This is a genomic window from Candidatus Nitrosopumilus salarius BD31, assembly GCF_000242875.2.
Taxonomy (GTDB): Archaea; Thermoproteota; Nitrososphaeria; order Nitrososphaerales; family Nitrosopumilaceae; genus Nitrosopumilus; species Nitrosopumilus salarius.
This window is the reverse complement of sequence record NZ_AEXL02000023.1, coordinates 17,530-41,033: the sequence shown is the minus strand read 5'-3', so window position 1 is coordinate 41,033 and position 23,504 is coordinate 17,530. Positions and strand designations below refer to the sequence as shown.

The window sequence follows — 23,504 nt, the reverse complement described above, 5'->3', positions numbered from 1 at the left end:
CAAAAAATTCCTCAAATTTTTCTTAAATTAATTTGAATAATTAATGTAGTATAAACAATGTAATAAATGTTAAAAATGAAAATAATTTTTTAATAAGATTTTATTTTCTTATTGATTCTAAAGAATGCCCACGATTAGTAATCATTTGAGTTACTGCTTCTATAGTGTAGTCAATTCCGTGTTCTTCTTCAAAATGTGCTCTTAATTTTTCAATAAGACCTACGGTTTTTTCTTCATCTAAAATGAATTCACATTCAAACCCATAGTCTTCACATCTCAATTTTAGTGTCATTCAGTCTGGAGAAAATATCGAACCTATAAAAACCATAGACATATCTTTCCAAATTAATAAGAATTAGGCATGATTTTATCAAAATGTTTCCAAATAGCACTAATAATATCAGTTAATTTGTAATCATATAGATGAAAGGACTAGAATATGTTTTTCTTGCAGTTGGTTCTGTGTTTGGAGCCTTTCTGAGATACAAAGTTACAGAGTCACCATTACTTTTCAATACCTTACCTCTGAATGTTTTGATAGTCAATGTTTTAGGCGCATTTTTACTTGGTGTATTTGTTATAGTGTCAGAACAATGGAATCTTGATGGAAGATATTCATTATTTGCAGCAGTAGGATTTTGTGGATCCCTTACAACAATGTCTTCTTTTGCTCTTGATTCAAGTAACCTACTTGATGGACATCATTATGGATCTCTCGCGATAAATATTATTGCCAATATAGGCTTGTCAATTACAGCACTAATTGGAGGAAAGTCATTAATGAGTGCAATTATTAATAATTAATTAGAAATGGTATACTCATATCAGGTCATAAAATTCCAAGCAATCTCTTTTGTTCAAGGAACTCATTGGTCTCAATCAGTAGGCGAAAAAGGAATTCTTTACAAATCACTAAAAGATCCATTTTCAAAAATTATTGTACAATCTTCTAACGGTACAAAAAAATTGTATCATGTCCCAAAAGATAGAACAGTTGTTGTAATTAATAACACAGTGCACTTTCTAGGTGAATTGGCATAAGACTATTTGAAAAATTGATCAACCTGATCTCTATATTTGATAGCAATTTTTCCAAATTCTGAAAAATCATCTGCGGTTGGATATTTCATTTTCATTGCAAACTGATTGATAAATATCGATAATGCACTACCGATTATTAGATTGTAAACACCATCAGCTATATTGTTTGAATATGGAAATGCAACTCTGATAAATGGTAAATACGTTTCAGTTTGGGAAATCATAAGTTTGATGTGTTTTTCAACAAATTCTTCAACATCAGCTGGAATTGCCATGTATTTCCCCTTACATTGATTTCTTATAAACAGAACTTTGATTTTCAGGCATGATTGAACTATTTTGGGTTCTTAGCAACGAATTTGCCTATTTAATTAAAAAAACATTACATTGATTTCAGGCAACAAAAAAATCTATCAAAAAGAGTTCAATAATAACACCATCTATGACACATCTGATTGGTTTGATGTTATAGATCAATCGAGAATCTAAGAAAAGAACCTAACATAATCCCACAGAACAATTCCTCTTAATGAAAATGTAGTTACATCTCAAATAAAGGAAAAGCTTTCTGAGTGTTCTAAACATGACTCTTCTTAAACTAAAATCTACAAAAATTAAAAGCAAAAAATCTATCTCGATACGATATTTTTTTATTTAATAATCTGAGCTAGATACTTTTCTTTTCCTTTTCTGCTTCTGGGAAGACATCTTAATTGTCTATTGCAACAAGGACAGATAATTCCATCATAATCTACAAATATTTCGCAGTAATTGCATCTTTTTTGTCCAGATGCATACCTACCAATCTGTGTAGGCTTAAGGGCTTTGTACTTTTTGCAGTTACCTATACAATAAGTCATCAAAATATCATAAAACTATCAAAAGATAAAATCTTTGATTGCACTGCACTCACTTTTGTAAAAAATTCTTAAATGAAATTAAATTTATACTTCTAGTTCCATTTTCTACTATTGCTTGAATTAGATAAAAAAGTATTTGGAAAAATTACAACCAAAGAAATCATTGGAGCAGATCCACCTGCAATTCCTGACACTGAAAATATTCTTAAAAATGAATTTGCAATTTTACTTGAAGAACTAAAATTACAACCAAAAGAAAATCTTGAAAAACTATTAGAGCAACAAAAAATAGCCGAAGCACACGTCAATAGTAGGCCTGGTGCAATGGCTTTGGCTCAAGACAAAATTCAACTTTTCATTGAATACAACAATAAGTATATTCAAAATATTCAAGAAAAACTCAAAGCCTAGAGTTTTTTCTTTTTTGTGTTTTTTTAGTAGAATTCTGTTTTTTTCTGATAATTAATGAAATTATTGCACCTGCGGGAATTCCTATGATAGTTCCAAGACTAACATATGGAGCAATAAAGAAATCACCAATCCAAATTCCTCCATCTACTGTTAATTCCATAAATGTCCTAGGTCGTAAAACTACTGAAACTGTCTGTGAGTCTTCCTTTTTATTTCCAGTATCATCTGTATATGATACAATTATTTCAAATGGTAATTTGTATTCTGAATTAGCTTTTTCATTTGGTGTAATGATTCGTGATGTAATTTCAATAGGAGTATTTTTTTCTATTTTTGAAAATGTATGTGATGTTTCTCCTCTAAATTCAATATCTTTTGGTGCAATTATCTTTATGTTAACATCTGTAATGTCTATGTTTTTTGATAACACTTCAACTGTAATTGGAAATTCAGCATTTGCAAAAATTGATTCAGGAACTTTTGTATGAATTGTTACAACCGGATCTTCTTTTATTGTAATTGGAATTGCAATATCATGATAAATTGCAGGTTGTGGTGTTTTATTATTTGCAACAAGAACTTGAGAATATTTTAAATTAATAAAATGAGTACCAGGATTTGAATTAGTTGGAATTAACAAATCAATATTTCCACCATATGTTCCACCTTGAGAGAGTTTTTCAATTATGATGTTATCTGATACTCCTGCAGCTAGAGCTTTATCTTTACTAGAGAAGATCAATGAAATATCCTGTTTGTCTTCCCACCCGTTATTTTTTATCAAAACCGATATACTGTATTCTCTTCCAGCTAAGATTTCATCAGGATATGTTATATCAATATCCATACCGCCTTCTAAATTTTGAGTAATTGTTTCTGCATAGGAATTAGGTACTAGAAAAAACAAGCAAACCAATAATGGTACAATCCAGAGAAAACTCATGCTCTTACTACGAATTACTCCATTATGACTATTCAGTATTATTTTCAGGCTCAATTTTTGCTTGAATTTTAAAGAAAAAAGATGTTGATTAATAAATAACATCAATTCAGTCACCTAGAATCAAATGGTAAGCAAAACAAAAGAGCTGTGTCCAAGATGTGCTCAGGGCAAATTAGTTACAGATAATGAATCAGGAGAAATGTTCTGTTCTAAATGTGGATTTGTAATTACTGAAAAACTACAAGAAGCAGGACCTGAATGGAGATCCTTTACTCAAGATGAAGGTGGCAATAAAGCAAGAGCTGGCGCACCAACATCATTGACCATGCACGATATGGGTCTTGCAACAATTATCAATCCTGTAAACAAAGATGCATCCGGAAGACCACTTACAGCGTCAATGAAAAGTACAATTGAGAGACTTAGAACCTGGGACAGTAGAAGCCAAGTTCATGAACCAGTTGATAGAAACTTTAGACAAGCATTTAGTGAATTAAACAGACTAAAAGATAAACTAGCAATTTCTGATGCAGTAATTGAAAAAGCAGCTTATATTTACAGAAAAGCACTTGAAAAAGGTCTAGTTCGAGGACGTTCCATTTCAGCTTTAATGGCATCAGCACTTTATGCTGCATGCCGTGACACTGCAACTCCAAGAAATCTAAAAGATGTTGAGGAAGCAGCTAACATTAAAAGAAAAGATATTGCAAGATGTTATAGATTACTAGTCAAAGAACTTGATTTGAAGATGCCAGTAACTGATTCAATTCAATGTGTTGCAAGAATTGCAAGCAGAATTGGAATTGCTGAAAAAACAAAAAGATATGCAGTAAAAGTTTTGAAGCTTGCACAAGAAAACGAAGTATCAGCTGGAAAGGATCCCATGGGATTAGCAGCAGCGGCTCTATACCTATCTTGTGTCAAAAACGGTGAGGACAAGACTCAGCGTGATATTGCAGAAGCTGCAAATGTTACAGAGGTAACTATAAGAAATAGGTACAAAGGCCTCAAAGAATCACTTGATTTGTAATCTATTCTCTTTGAGAATCATCAGTAGGCTTAACAAATCCACCTTCTATTGATTCCTTTTGAAAATTATTTGATGTTTCAGTTTGTACTTCTTTTACAGAACCCTCATCTGAATCATCAGTAGGCTTAACAAATCCACCTTCCACTGATTCTGGTGGTGGTATTTTCTTTGATTTTCCCAATCCAATCGTTGTAATGATTACAGATGACAAAATAATAAAAAATACCATTTGTGAATATGCTTCTGCATTTGGCAAGCCCAATGTAATTGGATATGTAGCAAGTACTGCAGCAGCCAATCCTCTAGGAATCATAGAATTTGTTACAGCTTTATCCAATTTGGAGAATCTTTTTGTAAGTGTAATCTTTCCAATAAACGATCTTCCAAAATAAATAGCAATTGTTGCCAAAATTCCAAATACCATATATTCTATCTGTCCAAAGCTTGCCATCAATCCAACAAAAACAAAGAAAAATGATCTTACCAAAAATGTTAATTGATTATGTGTTGGATCATCCATCTCAATTTTTGGAAGCTTAAATTTGAGTATTTTTGAAAGATGTCTCTTATTTCCAATCATCAAACCAAATACAAGTGCTGTTAGGGCACCTGATTCACCAAATGAATTTGCCAAAAAGAACAAGACAAACAAAACTCCTAATGTAAGCATGTATGCATGTTGAGCATTTCCAAGTTTTGTTGAAACATACATCCAAGGAATTCCTACACCAAATCCTAAAACTAAACCTACAACAATTGCTCTACCAAGCGTTTCTTCCAAAGTTTGTAGATCAAAATGGCCTGAAAGCACAGCTTCAAATAATATGAATGCGATAATTGTAGCTAAAATATCAGTTACCGCAGATTCAAAACTTAACATTGATTTGGCGTCATCTGAAATTTTGATATTTCTGACAAGACCAAAAACAATCGCAGAACTACTTCCACCTACAATTGAACCTAACAATATACTCTCTAACCATAACCATCCTAATGCAAAATGAGCAGCAAGTGTTATGATTACAACCGATAAAATAAAACCCAGAATTGCCAATGTTATTGAAAAATGAACAGTTTTTACAACATGTTTGATATCTAAATTTAATCCACCATCAAACATTATGATTATCAATGCAAGTGCAGCAAAGTATGGTACTACTGAGATAACAGCTTCTGGTTGAATCAATCCAAAGACTGGTCCAATTATCACTCCTAGAATCATCAAAAACGCTACATCGGGAATTCCTGTTTTTTTAAAGAATGCTTCTCCTGCAACTCCTAGAAAAATTACTACACCTGCTGCAAGTAATATCACATGAGCTGGAGCAATTGGTCCGTCATGATTTGATAATGTGCCTACTGAATTTTGTAATTCTATTAATTTGTCTAATATTACGGTAGAATCGAAATTAGATATTGAAACAACATCTCCAAATTGACCTCTAATCAAATTTAAAATTGATAAAATTATGGGATTCATTAATGACTGATGTAAATCAATCTAAACTAAAGTTAATTGTATTCAGTTAATTATTTCAACTCTATAATTGATTTTAAATAACATATGCTGAACAAGTGTATTATGAGTGCTACAAATCAACTTCGTGCAGATCATGATCAAGTTCGTCGACTAGAAAAAATAGTTTCAAAATGTGCTGATGAATTATACAAAGGAACAAAAATTCCATTTTCGGACCTAACAAAAATTACTATAGTTATTTCAGAATTTGTTGACTCTATTCATCACTCAAGAGAAGAAGATTCTTACTTTCCATGTGTCGCAAGTTATGATACACTAAAAGAAGAAATTCGAAAATTTATGATAGAGCATGAATTTGGAAGGAATATCGCTCGACAAATATCCCATCATCTAAAAAGATGGAAAAATGGAGAAGATGCACAAGAACCTGTATCAAGATATTTGAGAACATATGCTATTTTCCTAAATGATCATCTTAACAAAGAAAACAAATTTTTTGATGATGCAGAAGCAAATGTCTTGTCAAAAGAAGAAGAGATTGAAATGTATGAACAATATAGATCAGTTTTTGCCATAGTCAAAAAAGTCGAAGAACTGATTGCAGAAATTGATTATTTAGAAAATCAATCTTGGGCAAGAAATTAACGTAAGCTCTTTATGGGTTATTCAGATATTTTTGTTCATGAAACCTTTCATTCTTTGGATGACTGGTCTTCCTTGTTCAGGAAAGACTACCATTGTAAAAGATTTGCAAAAAGATATTCCAAACTTGGCAATGCTTGATGGTGATGAATTAAGAGAATGGTTCTCACCAAAAGACTTTTCAAAAGCAGGACGTGATGAGCACAACAAAAAAGTAGCTCATTTGGCTAAGCTTTTGTTAAAGCATGGCGTTCCAAGTGCAGTATCTCTTGTTTCTCCATACATTGAGAATAGAGAAAATGCAAGAGAAATTATCAACGCAGGTGAACAATTTGCAGAATGTTATGTAAAATGTTCACTTGAAAAGTGTGAAGAAAGAGATGTCAAAGGCATGTATGCCAAGGCAAGAAAGGGAGAAATCAAAGGATTTACTGGAATTGATGATCCCTACGAAGCTCCTGAAAAGGCTGATCTAATAATTGACACTGAACATGAATCTCTTGCAAATTGTGCACAAAAAGTAAAGGACTTCCTTAAAGGAAGAAACCTACTCTAATTTTTTAAATTCTTCAACTATTTTATCGTGAATTAATCCATTTGTTACTAAAATTCCATTTAGGTGATGTACCTCTTTGTTATTATATGTGATATCATTGCCCAACATATCTGTCATTTTTCCTCCAGCTTCTGAAATTATAGAATAAGATGCTGCTGAATCCCATTCTTTCATTTTATTTGTGGTGGTAATGTATGCTTCAGCTTCCCCAGAACTAATCTTTCCAACTTTTAATGAGCTACCCACACTTGTAAATTCTTTAATTCCTAATTTTTTGATAAATGCTTTTTCTTTATCTGACAAGTGATGTCTTGATCCAATAGTTCTACATTTTTCCAGTTCCGATACTTTAGTTACAGATATTTTTTTCCATTCATCATTGGAATATCTAAATGATCCACTGCCTTTTTGTGCAACAAACATTGTATTTTCTGTGGGCCAAGCAATTACTCCAAGAATTGGTTTTTTGTTTTTAATTAATGCAATCATAACTGTAAATTCTCCTGTTTTATCAATAAAATCAGAAGTTCCATCAAGCGGATCCACAATCCAAATCGTATCTTTTGATAACCGACTTAGATCATCTTTATCCTCTTCAGACAAAATCATATGTTCAGTTTGTGAGAGAATTGCTTTGATTACATCATTACTCTTTATGTCTGCATCTGTAATTGGAGAATCGTCATTTTTTGTAGATGTTTTATAATCTTCCAAATAAATTTCTAAAATTGCATTTCCAGCCTCATTTGCAGCTTGGATAGCAAGATCTAATTCAGGAATTTTATTAGAAATTGGTATATCTTTCAATTAAAATTACCTAAGTTGTCAGTTCTGGTTTTAATGTCCACACAACACCTAGAGCAATAAATGGAATTGACATAACTCCTATGATACCCAATATAGTATTAAATTGTGATTGTGAAACCTCTGGATTATTTACTATCCATGGTAATGGTAATGTGACTAATACCCAAATAATTCCTAATAATATTATCAATTTTGCTTTTGCTTTTCTATCTTTCATCATATTTTTTTGTACTCCGTAGTTATATTAAATCCATGTGAATTCATTTTATTGATTCTCCCCCATCTACTGCAAGTACTGCACCTGTAGTCCAAGCTGCATCATCTGATGCAAAATATAGTACAGCTTTTCCTATTTCTTGTGGTTGACCAATTCTTCCTATTGGATGTTCATTATCCATGAATTCTTTATCTTTTTGAGTTTTCAAAAATGGTTCTGTCATATCCGTATCTACTACTCCTGGACAAATACAGTTAACCCTGATCTTATCTTTGGCATATTCTAATGCCCAGCATTTTGTTAGTAAAATCAATGCAGCTTTTGAAGCAGAATATGCATCAGCATTAAATCCTTGATATGCCTTTAATCCTGCATCTGATGAAATATTGATTATTGAACCAGATGTTTTTTGTAAATAAGGGATTGCCTCCTTAGTAAATCTAAACTGTCCTGTAAGATTTACATCTAAAACTTCATTCCATTCATCTTCATTAATTTCATGTAATTTTTTATTTTTGGAAAAATTCCAGCATTATTTACTAGAATATCTAATTTACCAAATTTTTCAATTATTTCTTTCATAACATTTTTCACATCATTTGTATTTCTAATGTCGGCTGCAATTCCAATTGTATTTGGAATTTCTAACGTAGATTTTTCTAATCTTTCTTGATTTTTTGATGTGATAATTACAATGGCTCCATTTTCTGACAAAATCTTAGCAGTGGCAAATCCAATTCCACGACTTCCACCAGTAACTAGTGCAACTTTTCCTGATAGTTTCAATAGCTTTCTGATTGAAATTCGTAATTTATAGATCCATTAGATAATTAATAGGCATAAAATTTTACATAAAATCTAATATATAATTATAAAATTTAATGTTAAATCTTAAATAGTTAAAGTTCATATTATAATTAATGTCGAAGGATACAATTCTTATCGACTAAAAATGCGTAGCCCCGCAGAACTAAAAAGGCAATCAGTCGTTTAACGAACTGAAAAAGAGAGGAAATCTCTCATTGTTCTGCAGTGAAGGGGTTTACGCCTCCTTGTTTTCTAAAATATCTACAGACACAGAACCCATTACTTTTCCATTTGGATTGATAGTAATTGATACTTCTTGTATCTCAGAAATAATGATAGTTTTTTCTCCCTCATACTCCCATGTAAAATATTCTGAAATACCACTCTGGTGAGGAATTCCTTTGAGATTAAAATCTTGAGAAAAATTAAATTTTTCACCAGATAGTTTTATTGATAAAATATCTGGACTGCTACCATTGGGTACAAACCTAAACAAATATTCTCCCTTATCAATAACAAACGAATCTGTAAAAACTCCATTTGAGTATAGATTAGGATCTGCAAGTGTAATATGAAATACCGTTACATTTTTCTCATCAATAGGTTCTAATGAAAAATTTAGTATCAAAACTATAATTACAACAAATATGGGAATTAGAATAATTTTTTTATTCATTAAAACAAGTTGTTGATTCCATTATAAAAATAAATTCTATTTTAATCTAAAACTATTGTTTCTCTCTGATCTTTTTTGTCAATATCTGTATTTTTTCTAACTCTGTTACAATCCAAGGATTATTAATCAAACTCATTATTTCATCCATTCTAAAATTTTTTGATGTAGTTATTCCATCTTCAAAATCATACAATTGAATAATTCTATTTTTTACATTCTCTTTATTGATTTTTTTATTATGAGCAAAATTATGTGCAAAATCATTTCTTATTTCTCTAATCTCGTTTAGTTTTTGTTGAATTTTTATTCTATCAGATTCATTGATTTCATTTTTAAAAACTGAATGATTTTTCATTATTCTTGCTAACCAAACTATCTTAGTACCAAATGATGCAGTTCTATCTTCATCAAATACTGTTTTTACCCATAGCGAAAAATCATTTTTATCTCGTAAAAATAAATCTGATATTATCATTGTTAATGTTGTATCTAAAACTGAAACATAACTCAAGAAATTACCCCTAATTCTATTTACCAGATCAACATATTCTTTATCAGTGAGTTCTTTAGATTTATCAGGTAAATCAAAGCCAAAAATTTCATTCATAAATTAATGCCCAAAAATCACTAAATAGATTTTTTGAATTGTATTATCACTAGAATAACAAAAATGTCTGTTATATGCAGAATTATGATTAAATAATGTTACAAATTCTATATTGGAAAATTTTTCTTTGATATGAGCCTAACTCCAAAGGTTAATTTTTGTTAGTTAAATTTCATGTACTGTTAACCATTTTTCACACCCGAAATTAAGTATCTATTCTAAAATCCTACACATTGCCAAATCTATCTGAAAACTGGTCCAAGCAACCAAAGCCTACCATTACTGAAAAAATTAATGACACAATCAAACCAAAAGGAGCTTTAAAACCAAGGGTTCAAGAAGGAATTAAAAAATTACAATTACAAATTAAAAAACTAGATTCAATGCTTACAAACTTACAAGAGCGTGATGCTAAACTCTTCCAAAGAATTGTTGATGCTACACAAAAACATGATATTCAAACCTCTAAAGTTCTTGGAAATGAATTAGCTGAAGTAAGAAAAGTTACAAAAATTTTGAGTAATGCTAGAATAGCATTAGAACAAATTGAATTACGATTAACTACATGTAGTGATCTTGGAGACACGGTTGTAGCAATTATGCCTACAATGGGTTTGATGAAGAATCTAAAATCATCTCTTGGAAAAATAATGCCAGGAGCTGAACAAGAAATTGGACAAATGGCAGAAATGCTTGGAGGCTTTATGACTGAAAGTTTCTCTGGGGATTCAGCATTTGGACTAGATCCTAGTACTAATTCAGAATCTGAAAGTATACTAAAGGAAGCTGCTGCTGTAGCAGAAAGTTCGGCAGGTCAGATGTTCCCATCAGTTCCTACAAATAGTCATCAAGCAACTAGTACTAGATTTCTATAACCTCAGAATCTTTTAACCATCAATAGAATCTCTGGATTCTTTGATTTTCTTGACTCTATTTCCTTCGTCATCAATTACTTTATCAACTCCTACAAGTTTATCTCGTAAAGTATTGATGATTGAACCTACCTCATCAGCTTCATTTTCTACCTGCTGTCTCTTTCTTGTAAGTTCCTTTATTCCTCTATTTTCTTCATCTATGTATTCACTAACTTTTTGTAATTTTTCTTTGAGATTTTTAATATCAACTGATTCTTCTTCAATATCTTTTTCAAGCAGAGTTCTTTTATCTTTGAGATTCTTTATCATCAAACCGACATAATCAATTGCTTCTTCTAATTTTGCACGTTTTCCCATTAATTCACTTATACCGATTTCACTTGATGACTCATCTGTAAAACTAGAATCAATATTTTCACTTTCTTGAGATTTTTCTTCTACCATTTCTCCACCCTCATTTTTGAATTTGTCAAACATTTTATGATTTTCTTTTTAAAAAGGGAATAAAAAGTTATTATGAATCTCAAAGCTGACCTTGTGAATGATTTTTATTCAATTCAAGAAAAAATGATACTAACTTATCAATATCGAATTTCTAAAATCTTGGTAGGAGACAATTAATTTTTCTGAATTATTGGTCATTTCTCCTATTTGCAAGAGTTTGATATTTTGACTTGTCTCAGAATTTAATCCAGATTTAATAAATGAATTAATCAATACATTCTCATATTCCGTCTCTGTAAATTTTCCAGAAAATATTACTTTATAGCTAAGTATCTCTTCTAAGGCTGAACCATTCATTACTTGATCAGAATTGTCATTTTTCTCACTAATTTTTGGCTCAAATTCATCATTTTCAATCTTTAGCATATCATTTGTAGAGCTTTGCCACGTATTTTCTCCTACCTTTGTTGCTTTTCCATCAAAGAGAGTTATTCCTGCATGATATGCATTATAATTTACGTATGCCCAGCCTGAGGTTTCCCCTTCAAATGATGGCATTCTCTGTTTGTCGTCTTCTGTTATCTCTTCTGGCACAGTATAATGTTGGACTTCCAGCCTTCCATTGACTATTTTTTCAGTAAGAATTACTGAAAGTCTCCCTTTTTTGAGGGTTTTTTCAGGATTTTGAATATCTTTTGCATTTTCTACTTGATAATCTTCCCCAAATGAGTATGTTACAGATAACGGTGAAGCACCTAATATGAATAAAATAATAATCCCAAGAATAGTTCGCTTTTGAAATTTTATCATATCATTAGTTTGTATAAATAATAAATTAGGAACGGCAAGGAAACATCCTGTTCTTTATAAGCAAAATTTCTTGAAAATTACTTAATTTACCCAAAAATTCATCTATTTTTGAAAAAATCTCTAAAAATAGAATTTCTCCATAAAATCTTGTTTTTTCTATTGGTTTTTTAGGCATGAATTTTGTTTGAGTTTTCTTCCGCGCACCAATTTTCTAAAAAATTGATTATTTTTTTAGCTGGAATGGCCGTTCCGCTTTGTGTTCCGCTTTGAGGTTTCAAAATGTTCCTCATTAACTAAGTAGTTCTATACTATAGCATGTCAAAACAACAATACAGGTCCGAAATGGGCATAATGGGTGATATCTTAGACGTTACCGCTGATGGCGGTCGTGGTGGAGTCATTGTATCTGCAATCTCTCGCAAAGCCAACCTATCTCACTACGCAGTACTAGACAAATGTGAGAAACTGGTAGAAGCAGGCTTAGTCGAATCCGTCAAAAATGACAGGAATAGAGTCTTTTTGATTACTGAAAAAGGACTTCAGTTTTTCCAGGAATTTAAGAGATTTCAGGGACTCGTAGAAAGCATGAATCTAAGGTATTGAGCCAATGAACCCAGAAATCGTACCAATTCATAGGAAAGAGATTCTTCGAGAAGATGGAATGCTTTTTGTAAGGACTGAGGGTATCCTCGAAATAATGATTAAGACTCCATTGCTAATTGCAAGCTTAATTGTTGTTGCATTTACGATGCCCATTCAGACCTCATTCAGCTCTACTCGAACTCTTGATCTTACTCTTTATTCAGATGGTTCTACACATATCTCATCTAAGTTAGATGTAGATCCATTAGATCCTGACTTTGAAGTAGATCTATTTGGTCCATCTATTGATAACTTTGTGGCAGTTGGTGAAAATGGCTTTTTATTGTCTAGTGAAATAATTGGTAACAAAGCAACTGTTGATACTTTTGGTTCTTCTTTTATAACAATTGATTACGATATTCATGACTTAATTTCAAAAGAGGGAAGAGTTTGGACTTTCTCTCTCGATTCTCCAACTGATTATTCATTATTGATGCCAACAAATTCTATTATTGTTGGAATGAATGCACTTCCATCAAATATGGATATAATTAATGAGCAAACCAAACTAGAACTAGGCATAGGTTATTCAGAAATCCATTATATTTTAGATTCTACCAACCCACCTACTACCAACCCACCTACTACCAACCCACCTACTACCAACCCAGGACAATCATCTATCGATTTTTCCATATTTGCATTGATTGGAGTTCCTATTGCAGTAGCTGTTGTAGTGGTGATTATAATGATTAAACGAAAACAAACAAAACCTTTACCAGCAATACAAACTGAAAATATTTTTGAACCTAAAAAAAATACTGTATCCAATGATATTGAAACTATTTTTAATTTAAGACCTGACATGCGAGACGATGATAAAGAAATTATAAAATTTATTTCTGAAAATGGAGGAGAAGTCTTAGAAAGTGATCTTAGAAAAAAATTCTTGCAACCTAGAACTACAATGTGGAGAGCAGTAAAACGACTAGAAAGATTAGGAGTAATTGAAACTTCTAAAAAAGACTTGCAAAATCTAGTTCGATTAAGGAAAGATGTGGAGGAAGAAGAATGAAGACTCTAGCAACTTTTGCCTTACTAATTTTAGTTGTAAGTATGGTTTTTGGAGGCATGATAAGTAATGTCTCCGCTCAAGATGTTCCTGCTATTCTCAAGATTGCAAAACGCGCGCAAGAACAAATTCGTAACCAAATCTCTGATGATTCTCCAGATAAAGTGAAAAAATTATTTGAAGAAGGTACTCAAAAAGTTAATGCTCTAGAAAAGGCACTTGCAAATGATGATCTTGATTCTGCAAAAGAGTATTTTCTTTCGGCAATGAAGATTTTTACAGAAATCTCTAAACAATCAACACCATCAAATACTTCTCAAACAGAAACAACTATGAAAAGTGATGCAAGAGATCCATCAAGTGATCTTCAAAGATTACAAGTATATGTTATCAGCTTAAAAACAATCGCTAAGAAATACAATGCTTCGATTGATTTCTCTGAACTTGATGAATTATTTAATAAAGCAAGACAAGAGATCAGTGAACATCAATTTGCACTAGCATTAGAAACACTCACTAAAATCAAAGAAAAAATTGTGGATCTGAACAAGGAGCTTCGTGAGGAAGCATCAAAACAAGAGTCTCAACGTGCTAAAGAATATGCTCAACAATATTTAGAACAGCTTGATAGATTAATCGAAAACGCCAAGAAACAGGGTGTTGCAGATGAAATAATAGCACAACTTGAATCTGCCAAAGAAAATCTATCCTTAGCAGATGACAAAAATGAAATTATTGAACAAATCAGAAAAATTATCTCTATTAAGGATCAGTTTGAACTAACGAAAAATGATAGACTAGAATCTAGAGTTTTACAACTTGAAAAAACCATATCTAGACTATCTCAATTAGATGGAGTAAATCTAGATGATTTGAAAGATACTAGAAGTACAATTCAAATCATAAAGCGCCATTTGTACAATGGAGAATTTGAAATTGCAAATGATCTTCTAAGGGATTTGGCAAAACAATTAGAAGAAATTAGAAATTCTCTTTGACAGATTATCATAAACTTCATATACATTTTCTAAACAGAATTGAGCATGGCATCAAAAGCGATAATTGTTGGTGTAGGCATACCAATGATAATTGTTGGTGCTTTAATGGCTTGGTTATGGGCTCCAACGGAAGTATATTTTCAAAATCAAGTTGAACTTATTGGCAGTACTATTGGTATATTGGGAGTGATATTTGTCGTCTCTGGATTATTTTATACCAAAGAACCTGTGATGCATTAAAAGTCATTGAATAAATAATGAAAAAAATTACTATTATTACTTGAAAGTAAGATTATTTGAAATATTTACATCAGTTGAAGGTGAAGGGATTCTTTATGGCACAAAGACTCTTTTTGTGCGACTTGCAGGATGTCCTTTTTCTTGTTTCTATTGCGATACAAAGGAATCACTTCCGCTTGATTCTGGTACAGAATATACAATTGAAGATGCAAACAATCTGATTGATTCTAATTTAAAAAATCAAACCTACAAAGTAAATTTTACTGGTGGTGATCCGCTGATTCAACATGAAGCAGTTGCATTACTTGCAAAACACATTCAAGACAAAAAAATCCCAACATATCTTGAATCATCATGCTTTGATATTGATAGATTTAATCATGTTTTACCATTTATTGATATTGTTAAAATAGAATTTAAAACAAAAGATTCTGATTTTGTAGATTCAAAACATTATGATAAATTAATTGGCCATACAATGAAATGCCTTGAATCATCAGTCAAAGCAAAGAAAACAACTTATATCAAAATTGTAGTTAGCTCAAAAACTGATTTAAATGAATTCAAAGAACTGATAAAGGAAATTTTTAAAATTATCACTAAAGATGATATTGATGGATTTATTATTCAACCCACATATGGTATATCAGAACCATCATTAGATCTTTTATTGAATTTATATGATTTAGTTTTCCCATATTACATAGATGTTAAGGTAGTTCCTCAGCTACACAAACTAATTGGTGCACCATAAAATTAGCACCTGCCTAAAAATCTGATTAGGTTCAAATACTAGAAAAATTGTCTGAAAATATTACATGGATGAAGAACGCGTAAAAAAACTTGTTAGAGAGTTAATCATTGAATTAGGTGAGGATCCTACCCGTGAGGGATTAAGAGAAACTCCTGAAAGAATTGCAAATATGTACAAAGAAATCTTTGGGGGATACGATTCTGATTCTGAGCTTTCTGTACAGTTTTCAGAAGACTCTGATGTTGTAATTGCACGTAATATTCAATTTTATTCAATGTGTGAACACCACATGTTACCATTTTATGGAAAAATCCACATTGCTTACTCTCCAAACGGTAGAGTTTTTGGTATATCAAAACTTGTTAGACTAGTTGAGAAATATTCAAAGAGACTTCAAATTCAAGAGCGCCTAACTAAGAATATTGCTGATGAGTTAAATGCTCAAGGAGTAAATGGCGTCGTAGTTTTAGTCGATGCTGAGCACCTTTGTATGAAAATGCGTGGTGTCAAAAACGATGCAATGCTTTCCTCTTCAGCATTTAGAGGTATTTATGAAAATAAGGAAGAAAAAGCAGCCATAATGACACAAATTAGAAAAAATACGACGGATTCCTATTTTTAATCAATCCTCAAAAATTAAATAATCATTATTTTTGTTCATAAACATGGGAGCACATTCTAACATTCACATTCCAAAAGAGTCATGGCCTAGCTGGACATGGTATGCAATTGAATGTATCATTGTATTAGCAATATCTATGATTACATCAAGTAAAATCACTGATTCTATTGAAGGGCTTTCTCCAGAAATACAAAACTATGTGTTCATGGGAATTGTTGGACTGATCTTCTTAGCTTGGTATATTGGAATTAGAGGTTTTCTCCTAAAAAAGAAAATTCTAAGAAATAGTTACTAAAATTATTTTAGATATTTTGTTTTATCTGTAATTCCAGCTTTCCTAAACGCAATTTTTCTATTATTACAAGATTCACAAACTCCACAGTGATATTTTTTATTGGAATAACAACTCCAAGTTTTAAAAATAGAATCCCCCAAAACTTTGACTCCCGATTTTAATAAATCACTTTTTGACAATCCCTGACGGTAAGGCGACCAAATCTCAATATTTTTTCGTAATTTTGAGTTAATTCCATCAATCTCTCCTTGATTGAATGCTGATTCTAGTTTTTTTGCGAATGCTGGTCTACAATCAGGATAATGACTATCTCCAGTATGTGCACCATATACAACTAATGATGCATCAAGTGTAAAAGCCCATGCTGATGCAATTGACAAAAACACTGCATTTCTAATTGGTACCACAATTGAATATTCAAACTTTGTAGGAATCTTTCTTTTTGCACTTGTTAAAACATTAGAATCACCATACAAGTCTTTCATAAATCCAATATCAATAATTTTATGTTGTTTTAGACCAAGTTTTTTTGCAAAGGATTTTGCAGCTAAAATCTCCTTATTAGCTTTTTGACCATATGAAAATGTAATTCCGTACAAATCATATTTTGATTTTAAAAAAGAAACCGCACAAACAGAATCCACTCCTCCACTAAAAACAATAACTGCTTTTTTCATGATTATATCAAATTATTTTCTTTTATCTGCTGCTCCCTTGCTAGGTTTACAGATTACTGTCTGACATTTTGTATTTGCAGATGCAAATCCTTTTGACATTGCTATACTAATCTTTTTCAGATTAGCAGAACTTTTTGAAAATGCTATTACTGATGGCCCTGCTCCACTTATTGTGACACCTAATGCACCTGCTTTTAGAGCATTTTCCTTTACTTTAAGAAATCCTGGAATCATGTGCTGTCTTGCAGGTTCTACTATTACGTCTTTAATTGAATTTCCAATTAAATCTGGATCTTTTCTCATAAAACCTGCAACAATTCCTGCAGCATTTGATATGTTCAAAACACTATCAGTTAGATTGATCTTTTTAGGAATTACGCCTCTTGACACTTTGGTTTTCTTTTTTGGAACATCAAGCTTTGGAACAGCAATACACATTCGAAGATTGGTTGGAGGCTCTACTCGAATAACATCTAAAGGATTTGTTTTTACAATAACAAAACCACCTAATACAGAAGCTGCTACATTATCATAATGAACAGATCCTGCACTTGCTTTTTCCCCAGATCCTGCAAATTCAACTAAAGAATTTCCATCAAGTTTTAATCCAAATAATTTATCAAATGCAACTGCAGTAGCTGCTGCTGATGCAGCACTACTTCCCATTCCAAATCCAGCTGGAACTCCCTTTTTAATTTTAATTTCAACACCATCTTTAATTCTAAATTTTTTTTTCATATTTTTTACAACCAATCCGGCTGTATTATTTTCAGGATTTGTAGGAATATCATCATTAGTGACTATTGTAATTCCATTCTTTGTTTTAGTTAGAGTAACCACATCATAAAATGCATCTATAGCTAATCCAAACACGTCAAATCCTGGACCTAAGTTTGCAGTAGATGATGGTGCTTTGACTGTAATTTTTGATACCATTTAATCTTCTACTTCCTCACCTAAATTAAGAATTCTGCTTAGTGCACCTTCAAGATTTACAAAACCATCTCCCGTAACATTAGATATCGGAATCAATCCTTGTGCAAATCCACCCAAATTTAGACCTCGTAAAATATTTGTAGTCAATGAAAAAGTATCACCATCAGCCTCTTTGGCAATAGCATTTTCTAGTGCTCGCATATTTGTCGACCACTCTAAAATATTTTTTAACTTATCTCCAATAAGATCTGTTTTTGTCAGGACATTAATTGCAGGCAAATTCAAACGTAATCTTATTGACGTTGCAAGAAGGGCAATTGAAACAAAATTTACTGGAGTTGTAATTAATGCACCATCAAAAATAAAAATACTTGTTTTCTCTTCTGCTGAAAGATTTTCTACAACAAAACGTCCACTTGACCGATATGCAAATAATTCAATTTGACCAGGGGTATCAACAATCAGATAATCTGGATTAACCTTATCTATTTGATTTTGAATTTCATCAATTTTTGATGCAATCAAATCATTTGCCATGATCATAGCACCATTTGGACCAAGTTCATACTGTTGCATTATTGATACATAGTCTACATAGTCTCTAACATCTACATCACATGTATATGGTAAATTATCAACGCCAGGATCTAAATTTAAGATAGCAGCAAATGCACCATTCTTTGTATAGTATTCATGTAGTTTTGATGAGAGTAATGTTTTTCCTGAACCTGCAGTCCCAGAAATAAAAATTGATTTCAATCCGTTTAATTTTCTTGATTTGCTTATATTTCAAACTACTTGATTATCATACTATACTCTTAAAATTCCAAATTGGTATTCAAAAACTAAATAAAATTCCGCTTGATCTTTATTGGATTGAATTGCATTTGATTTGTGATTCAAAATACTTTAGAAAAAGAAGCTAATCTCAAAAATTTGGTTGTAAAATTACTGCAAGATGGAAACTTTTCAGATTCTGACACGCTAGAATCATTATTTGATGAAATCAAGGTAGAACTGCAAAATCAACAAAAAAACATCAATTAAATCAATTTTCTGATGCCTAGTTTCAGGCATAGATTTTTGATGACTGGAAATTTACTCAACTTTCATATTTGATTCCCCAAAAAAATCATCAATGAACTGGAGACTAGTAGCCATCCCTGTTACCCTAATTCCAATTTTCATCATTGCAATCCAATTTGATATTAAACCTGAAGATGTTTTAGCCATTGGATTTTTTCCATTTGCTGGCGCAGTAGTCGCAATGATGATAAAATTAGGTCTTCAAGGAATCAAATTTGCATACATTACAAGAAAATATCTTGGTAATTTTGACTCATTCTTCAAATTAGCTGGTGTTAGAGTAGGTAGTGAATTCATTAAATTTACAACTCCGATGTTTGTTGGAGCAGAATTTGTTGTAATATATTATTTACATAAAAAAGGAATCAATCCTGCAAAGGCTGCATGGATTGCAATAATGGATATTGTTACTGAAGTATTTGCTGCAGGTTTGTTATCTATAATGGCAGGAATTATTGCACTACTAAATGGTGCATATGTAGTTGCAGCTGTTATTCTAGCTACCAGCATTACTATCACATCTTTATGGATGATAATGTTCTTCCTTTCTTCGAAGCATACATTCCAAGTTCCAAAAGTATTAGCGAATCTTGTAAAAAGATTTGGAAAAGAAAAAGGTACTAAAGCTATTGATAAAACAAACACATGGATGGAGGAAGTATGTATTATGAGTAGAGAAAATCTAAAAACTCCTGAATCCAAAAAAATCTTTACAGTTTCATTTTTGTTTTCACTTATTTCTTGGTCATTTTATGGAATTTCTTTTATGATCATTGCAATGGGAACAGGATTTGTAATTAATGCATTTGATTCTATTATGGCAGTAATGGGTGCAAATGCAATTGGAAACTTGCCAATTACTATTGGAGGTTCTGGCTTGGCAGAATTTGGAATTGTTGCATATTTGAATAATTTGGATCCTTTTGCATTTGAAATTTCAGAGGGTGTAGTTGGCTGGAATGCAGTTATTGGCTGGAGAATTGCAACCTACTATGTCCCAATTGTATTTACCTGGCTACTTTTAGTAAAATTGGCTTTGAGCAAAATATCAAATACAGAAGATGTATAGAAACCACTTTATCTTAAAACAATTTTTTTAATTTGTGGATTTTAAAAATAAAGTAGTTCTAATTACTGGTGCATCATCTGGAATTGGCAAAGAGACAGCAATAGAATTTGCTAAAAAAGGTTCAAACATAGTCTTGGTTGCAAGAAGAGAAGATAAACTTGAACAAGTTGCAACCCAATTAAAAAAATTCCCGATATCTACACTTGTTTGTCAATGTGATGTTTCAAAAAAAGATCAAGTAAAAGAAATGTCAAAAAAAGTTTTAGATAAATTTGGTCATGTTGATGTATTGGTAAATAACGCTGGATTTGCAATATATGGTTCTGTTTCTGATTTGTCTATAGATGACATTGAATCACAAATGGAAACAAATTATTTTGGAATGGTTTATTGTATCAAAAACTTTCTTCCATTAATGTTAACCAGAAAATCCGGACATATAGTTAATGTTGCATCTGTTGCAGCAAGTTTTGGTTTACCTGGAATTGCCTCATACTGTGCATCAAAATTTGCAATGCTTGGATTTTCAGAGGGCCTCAAACATGAGCTAAAAAATACTGGCGTGGGAATAACAGTTGTCAGTCCTATAATGGTTAGAACAAACTTCTTTGATCATGATTCTTTTGCTAAAATGCCAAAATATTCTCCTACATCACTTAGTTCTAAAACAGTTGCTAAAACAATTTTGAAGGCAGCTAATTCATCGAGATTGGAAATTATAGTTCCATCTGTAGTAAGAGGTGCAGTGTGGATGAAAAATACATTTCCATATCTCATTAATCCAATTATTGGAAAATCTTTTAAAAAACAGTTAGATTTTACAAAAGAAAAATAATTTACTCATCTAAATCTTCATCTGCAGATTCACTAGAGCCTACATCTAACAATTCAAGTGATTTTAATTCAAATTGATAAATTGCATTCATATCAATTTCTTTTTCTTTTTCTAGAAATTCTGAAACTTTTTTGCTTAATGGAGCTTTATGCTGATCAAAAGTAAATTCATAGACAACTCCTTTTTCCAAGTCACCGATCTTGATCTTTTTTGATAAATCCATTGTTACTATGTGTCGTCCATCTTCCACAGGCTCATATAGCTGTGTATCTATTTTGTTATCACTCTCGTATATCTCCAAAATATATCCTGTCTTTACCATCTCTTCGGGTTTGTTGAACTTTGCATTTTGGATTTCGTCAGTTACCCAATCAGGAATATCGTCTTCTTTCTTTTTTACCATACTGTAAATACCTCTAATTCTCTGCTTTTTCTTTTTACTTTTTGACCACCATTCTAGATAGTCATCATGCTTATCATCACGTGTTCTTTCTCTTTGATTTAACTTGAATTTAATATCTGAAATTTCTTCTCTTGTTGCATACAATCCACAGCGTTTACAAATGAAATGTCTTCTATTCTTTTCATCCATTTTCATTGGAATGTCAATTTCATCAAATAACTTGAACAATGCATCTCTACTTCTTTCCTCTTCTGCAAAGTCTGCCTCGTACTTTGCTTCAATTTTCTTTTTCTCTCGTGATGTACATTCTGGACAGTTAGGCACTAATATTTTGGCTAAATTTTTTCCATAAAAGCGTTCCCACATTCTAAACTGATCGATATTATCTGACACGCGGATTTTTTCATCATCCCTTGCGGTCCGTTCGCCCATCGAAATCCCGCGTGCCAGATGAGAAAAATCTCAAAAATTATGTATTATCTCTTTTCTTCCAAGGTCTGAGCTACAATTTTTGCTGAATTTTCTGCCCCGTTAGGAATAAAATTCATTGAAAATTCGTGTAATTTTTCCTCAAATTCCTCATAATTTTCTTTAATTTTGGAAATGGCAAGAGTAACTTGATTTGATTTAACCGCTAATAAGCCTAGATTTTTCTCTTCAGCCCATTTGATATTATTTGTATGTTCATCATAAATGGGAATTCCAATAATCGGTTTTGCTTTTCCACCCATTATTTCACCCATTACAGTATGAGAACCATTAACAACTGCATATTTACATAAATTTAGAACTGTGTCTTTTTCTTGTTCGGAAAGAAAACCAATGTCAATTTGTATCCACTCAATCTTTTTCTCCAAAGCTTCTTGTATCGAATATTTTTTACCATCCTTTCCTAAGACAGTATCAATATTAGGATCATTTCTTGCATGTGAAATAATTCTTCTCTCATTGTTCATCTCATATTTAGAAAATACTTCTTGATATCTTTGACCAGTACCATCATTAGTTGATTTATTTCCTGTTCTCATCCAATATCCAAATTCATTATCTTGAATCAATTCTTCAAGATCTGAAATCTTTTCTTTTTTGATTTGTTTGCTATTTGTAAAGTGACCTACATATGTCACCTTTTCTTTTACTTCATCTGTGAAATTTAAATTATATTCACACATTGTATATGGTGGTGGAGAATCTGCAACAAGAATTTTTGATGCTTTAGCAATTTGTTTTGCAATAAAAATTAATGATGGATAAAGATATGATCTTGAATTGTATAATTTTGGTCTGAATTGATTTGTTACAAATAAACTGGGAATGTTACGATTTTTTGCAAGAATATTTGATCCCATATCACCATCATTAATTACTAAATCAAATTTTTCTTTGTTGTATAGTTTTCTTTCTTCCCTCAAATAGTTTACAATCTGTTTTACTAGTGGTGGATTTTTAGCAATAGGAAATAACAAATTTAGTAATGACATTGAAACACTAGGACCAAATTTACCATCAATTGGAGTTGGCATCAAAATTTCATGAATATTCTCTTTTTGATTTGGAAATTTTTTTAATAATTTTTCATATACATGATCCTTGCTTGAAAAATGAACCTCAAATTTTTCATTAATATGATCTCCTAAAACTTCATTTAATCTCATCATTCGTGAGTAATGACCGCTTCCCCACGGATAGATGAATTCTCCTATTTTGAGCACAATATGAGACTCGATAT

The 23,504-nt window shown here is 31.6% G+C and carries 32 protein-coding genes and 1 pseudogene; 17 read left to right on the top strand and 16 right to left on the bottom strand.

Features of this window, described 5'->3' with window-relative positions; all coding sequences use genetic code 11:
• Positions 1-100: 100 nt before the first annotated feature.
• On the bottom strand, positions 101-292 hold the full coding sequence (locus BD31_RS01100) for a DUF1059 domain-containing protein (RefSeq protein WP_048097309.1): 192 nt from the start codon (positions 290-292) through the stop codon (positions 101-103).
• A 131-nt stretch (positions 293-423) separates the two neighbouring features.
• Here BD31_RS01100 and BD31_RS01095 point away from each other — a divergent pair, with 131 nt between their 5' ends.
• Together BD31_RS01095 and BD31_RS01090 are read left to right on the top strand one after the other, a co-directional pair.
• A complete protein-coding gene (locus BD31_RS01095; RefSeq protein WP_008297269.1) occupies positions 424-804 on the top strand; it encodes a fluoride efflux transporter FluC in 381 nt (126 codons plus the stop codon).
• A gap of 6 nt (positions 805-810) precedes the next feature.
• Positions 811-1,041, top strand: a complete 231-nt coding sequence (locus tag BD31_RS01090; RefSeq protein WP_008297200.1) for a hypothetical protein — start codon at positions 811-813, stop codon at positions 1,039-1,041.
• 2 nt (positions 1,042-1,043) lie between these two features.
• Here the strand turns inward: BD31_RS01090 and BD31_RS01085 are convergent, their stop codons facing one another.
• Entirely contained in the window at positions 1,044-1,316 is a 273-nt protein-coding gene (locus BD31_RS01085; protein WP_008297105.1) for a hypothetical protein, read from the bottom strand.
• A 696-nt stretch (positions 1,317-2,012) separates the two neighbouring features.
• Between BD31_RS01085 and BD31_RS01080 the strand changes: the two genes are divergently transcribed.
• Positions 2,013-2,312: a hypothetical protein gene (locus BD31_RS01080; protein ID WP_008297039.1), complete on the top strand. Its 300-nt coding sequence runs from the start codon at positions 2,013-2,015 to the stop codon at positions 2,310-2,312.
• On the opposite strand, the gene BD31_RS01075 is transcribed toward BD31_RS01080, so the two are convergent.
• Positions 2,302-3,255 (bottom strand): COG1361 family protein, encoded by a 954-nt coding sequence (locus BD31_RS01075; RefSeq protein ID WP_008297252.1) that lies wholly within the window; start codon positions 3,253-3,255, stop codon positions 2,302-2,304. The two genes, BD31_RS01080 and BD31_RS01075, sit on opposite strands and share 11 nt — an antisense overlap.
• A 124-nt stretch (positions 3,256-3,379) precedes the next feature.
• Here BD31_RS01075 and BD31_RS01070 point away from each other — a divergent pair, with 124 nt between their 5' ends.
• Positions 3,380-4,285: a transcription initiation factor IIB gene (locus BD31_RS01070; RefSeq protein WP_008297047.1), complete on the top strand. Its 906-nt coding sequence runs from the start codon at positions 3,380-3,382 to the stop codon at positions 4,283-4,285.
• 1 nt (position 4,286) lies between these two features.
• On the opposite strand, the gene BD31_RS01065 is transcribed toward BD31_RS01070, so the two are convergent.
• On the bottom strand, positions 4,287-5,765 hold the full coding sequence (locus BD31_RS01065; protein WP_008297286.1) for a cation:proton antiporter: 1,479 nt from the start codon (positions 5,763-5,765) through the stop codon (positions 4,287-4,289).
• A 102-nt stretch (positions 5,766-5,867) separates the two neighbouring features.
• On the opposite strand from BD31_RS01065, the gene BD31_RS01060 reads away from it, so the two are divergent.
• The gene (locus BD31_RS01060; protein ID WP_008297082.1) at positions 5,868-6,410 is read left to right on the top strand and encodes a hemerythrin domain-containing protein; all 543 of its coding nucleotides are present in this window, start codon (positions 5,868-5,870) and stop codon (positions 6,408-6,410) included.
• Positions 6,411-6,447: 37 nt separating this feature from the next.
• Positions 6,448-6,963, top strand: coding sequence for an adenylyl-sulfate kinase (cysC, locus tag BD31_RS01055; RefSeq protein WP_008297279.1), 516 nt, complete (start codon positions 6,448-6,450; stop codon positions 6,961-6,963).
• Here cysC and BD31_RS01050 read toward each other — a convergent pair.
• The 5 genes and pseudogenes from BD31_RS01050 to BD31_RS01030 all read right to left on the bottom strand — a co-directional run bounded on the left by BD31_RS01050 (position 6,955) and on the right by BD31_RS01030 (position 10,077).
• A complete protein-coding gene (locus BD31_RS01050) occupies positions 6,955-7,770 on the bottom strand; it encodes a 3'(2'),5'-bisphosphate nucleotidase CysQ family protein (protein ID WP_008297249.1) in 816 nt (271 codons plus the stop codon). The genes cysC and BD31_RS01050 overlap by 9 nt on opposite strands.
• Positions 7,771-7,780: 10 nt before the next feature.
• Positions 7,781-7,987 carry a hypothetical protein gene (locus BD31_RS01045; protein WP_048097308.1) on the bottom strand — a complete coding sequence of 69 codons (207 nt, stop codon included), beginning with the start codon at positions 7,985-7,987 and terminating at the stop codon, positions 7,781-7,783.
• A gap of 43 nt (positions 7,988-8,030) precedes the next feature.
• Positions 8,031-8,773 (bottom strand): annotated as a pseudogene (locus BD31_RS01040) (SDR family NAD(P)-dependent oxidoreductase).
• Between the two features lie 256 nt (positions 8,774-9,029).
• A complete protein-coding gene (locus tag BD31_RS01035; protein WP_008297138.1) occupies positions 9,030-9,470 on the bottom strand; it encodes a hypothetical protein in 441 nt (146 codons plus the stop codon).
• Between the two features lie 52 nt (positions 9,471-9,522).
• Positions 9,523-10,077: a hypothetical protein gene (locus BD31_RS01030; RefSeq protein ID WP_008297162.1), complete on the bottom strand. Its 555-nt coding sequence runs from the start codon at positions 10,075-10,077 to the stop codon at positions 9,523-9,525.
• 233 nt (positions 10,078-10,310) lie between these two features.
• Between BD31_RS01030 and BD31_RS01025 the strand changes: the two genes are divergently transcribed.
• A complete protein-coding gene (locus BD31_RS01025; RefSeq protein ID WP_008297293.1) occupies positions 10,311-10,952 on the top strand; it encodes a Snf7 family protein in 642 nt (213 codons plus the stop codon).
• Between the two features lie 12 nt (positions 10,953-10,964).
• On the opposite strand, the gene BD31_RS01020 is transcribed toward BD31_RS01025, so the two are convergent.
• Positions 10,965-11,429 (bottom strand): hypothetical protein, encoded by a 465-nt coding sequence (locus tag BD31_RS01020; RefSeq protein WP_008297051.1) that lies wholly within the window; start codon positions 11,427-11,429, stop codon positions 10,965-10,967.
• 96 nt (positions 11,430-11,525) lie between these two features.
• The gene (locus tag BD31_RS01015; protein WP_008297173.1) at positions 11,526-12,206 is read right to left on the bottom strand and encodes a hypothetical protein; all 681 of its coding nucleotides are present in this window, start codon (positions 12,204-12,206) and stop codon (positions 11,526-11,528) included.
• A gap of 315 nt (positions 12,207-12,521) precedes the next feature.
• On the opposite strand from BD31_RS01015, the gene BD31_RS01010 reads away from it, so the two are divergent.
• The 7 genes from BD31_RS01010 (at position 12,522) to BD31_RS00980 (ending at position 16,769) form a co-directional block, all read left to right on the top strand.
• Positions 12,522-12,809, top strand: a complete 288-nt coding sequence (locus BD31_RS01010) for a winged helix-turn-helix domain-containing protein (protein WP_016940139.1) — start codon at positions 12,522-12,524, stop codon at positions 12,807-12,809.
• Between the two features lie 4 nt (positions 12,810-12,813).
• Positions 12,814-13,863, top strand: a complete 1,050-nt coding sequence (locus BD31_RS01005) for a helix-turn-helix transcriptional regulator (protein WP_008297197.1) — start codon at positions 12,814-12,816, stop codon at positions 13,861-13,863.
• Positions 13,860-14,858, top strand: a complete 999-nt coding sequence (locus BD31_RS01000) for a hypothetical protein (protein WP_008297225.1) — start codon at positions 13,860-13,862, stop codon at positions 14,856-14,858. The genes BD31_RS01005 and BD31_RS01000 overlap by 4 nt, the downstream gene beginning before the upstream one ends.
• 45 nt (positions 14,859-14,903) lie before the next feature.
• Positions 14,904-15,098, top strand: a complete 195-nt coding sequence (locus BD31_RS00995) for a hypothetical protein (protein ID WP_008297078.1) — start codon at positions 14,904-14,906, stop codon at positions 15,096-15,098.
• Positions 15,099-15,138: 40 nt separating this feature from the next.
• Complete coding sequence (locus tag BD31_RS00990; RefSeq protein WP_008297057.1) at positions 15,139-15,852, top strand: 7-carboxy-7-deazaguanine synthase QueE; 714 nt, start codon at positions 15,139-15,141, stop codon at positions 15,850-15,852.
• Positions 15,853-15,916: 64 nt separating this feature from the next.
• Positions 15,917-16,474 (top strand): GTP cyclohydrolase I FolE, encoded by a 558-nt coding sequence (gene folE, locus BD31_RS00985; RefSeq protein WP_008297237.1) that lies wholly within the window; start codon positions 15,917-15,919, stop codon positions 16,472-16,474.
• A 43-nt stretch (positions 16,475-16,517) separates the two neighbouring features.
• Entirely contained in the window at positions 16,518-16,769 is a 252-nt protein-coding gene (locus BD31_RS00980; RefSeq protein ID WP_008297052.1) for a hypothetical protein, read from the top strand.
• Positions 16,770-16,771: 2 nt separating this feature from the next.
• Here the strand turns inward: BD31_RS00980 and BD31_RS00975 are convergent, their stop codons facing one another.
• From BD31_RS00975 to BD31_RS00965, 3 genes are read right to left on the bottom strand one after another with little or no spacing between them, the layout of a single operon-like run.
• A complete protein-coding gene (locus tag BD31_RS00975; protein ID WP_008297152.1) occupies positions 16,772-17,446 on the bottom strand; it encodes a 7-cyano-7-deazaguanine synthase in 675 nt (224 codons plus the stop codon).
• 12 nt (positions 17,447-17,458) lie between these two features.
• A complete protein-coding gene (locus tag BD31_RS00970; protein WP_008297207.1) occupies positions 17,459-18,382 on the bottom strand; it encodes a homoserine kinase in 924 nt (307 codons plus the stop codon).
• A complete protein-coding gene (locus BD31_RS00965; protein ID WP_008297240.1) occupies positions 18,383-19,141 on the bottom strand; it encodes an ATP/GTP-binding protein in 759 nt (252 codons plus the stop codon). It abuts the gene before it with no gap.
• 135 nt (positions 19,142-19,276) lie between these two features.
• Here BD31_RS00965 and BD31_RS10190 point away from each other — a divergent pair, with 135 nt between their 5' ends.
• From BD31_RS10190 to BD31_RS00955, 3 genes are all read left to right on the top strand, one after another.
• On the top strand, positions 19,277-19,429 hold the full coding sequence (locus BD31_RS10190; protein WP_008297084.1) for a hypothetical protein: 153 nt from the start codon (positions 19,277-19,279) through the stop codon (positions 19,427-19,429).
• A 91-nt stretch (positions 19,430-19,520) separates the two neighbouring features.
• Positions 19,521-20,537, top strand: coding sequence for a lysylphosphatidylglycerol synthase transmembrane domain-containing protein (locus tag BD31_RS00960; protein ID WP_048097307.1), 1,017 nt, complete (start codon positions 19,521-19,523; stop codon positions 20,535-20,537).
• 34 nt (positions 20,538-20,571) lie between these two features.
• Positions 20,572-21,372, top strand: a complete 801-nt coding sequence (locus BD31_RS00955; protein WP_008297214.1) for an SDR family oxidoreductase — start codon at positions 20,572-20,574, stop codon at positions 21,370-21,372.
• A gap of 1 nt (position 21,373) precedes the next feature.
• On the opposite strand, the gene BD31_RS10525 is transcribed toward BD31_RS00955, so the two are convergent.
• Together BD31_RS10525 and BD31_RS00940 are read right to left on the bottom strand one after the other, a co-directional pair.
• Positions 21,374-22,207 (bottom strand): hypothetical protein, encoded by an 834-nt coding sequence (locus tag BD31_RS10525; protein WP_238536025.1) that lies wholly within the window; start codon positions 22,205-22,207, stop codon positions 21,374-21,376.
• Between the two features lie 44 nt (positions 22,208-22,251).
• The gene (locus BD31_RS00940; RefSeq protein ID WP_048097306.1) at positions 22,252-23,487 is read right to left on the bottom strand and encodes a glycosyl transferase; all 1,236 of its coding nucleotides are present in this window, start codon (positions 23,485-23,487) and stop codon (positions 22,252-22,254) included.
• Positions 23,488-23,504 lie beyond the last annotated feature (17 nt).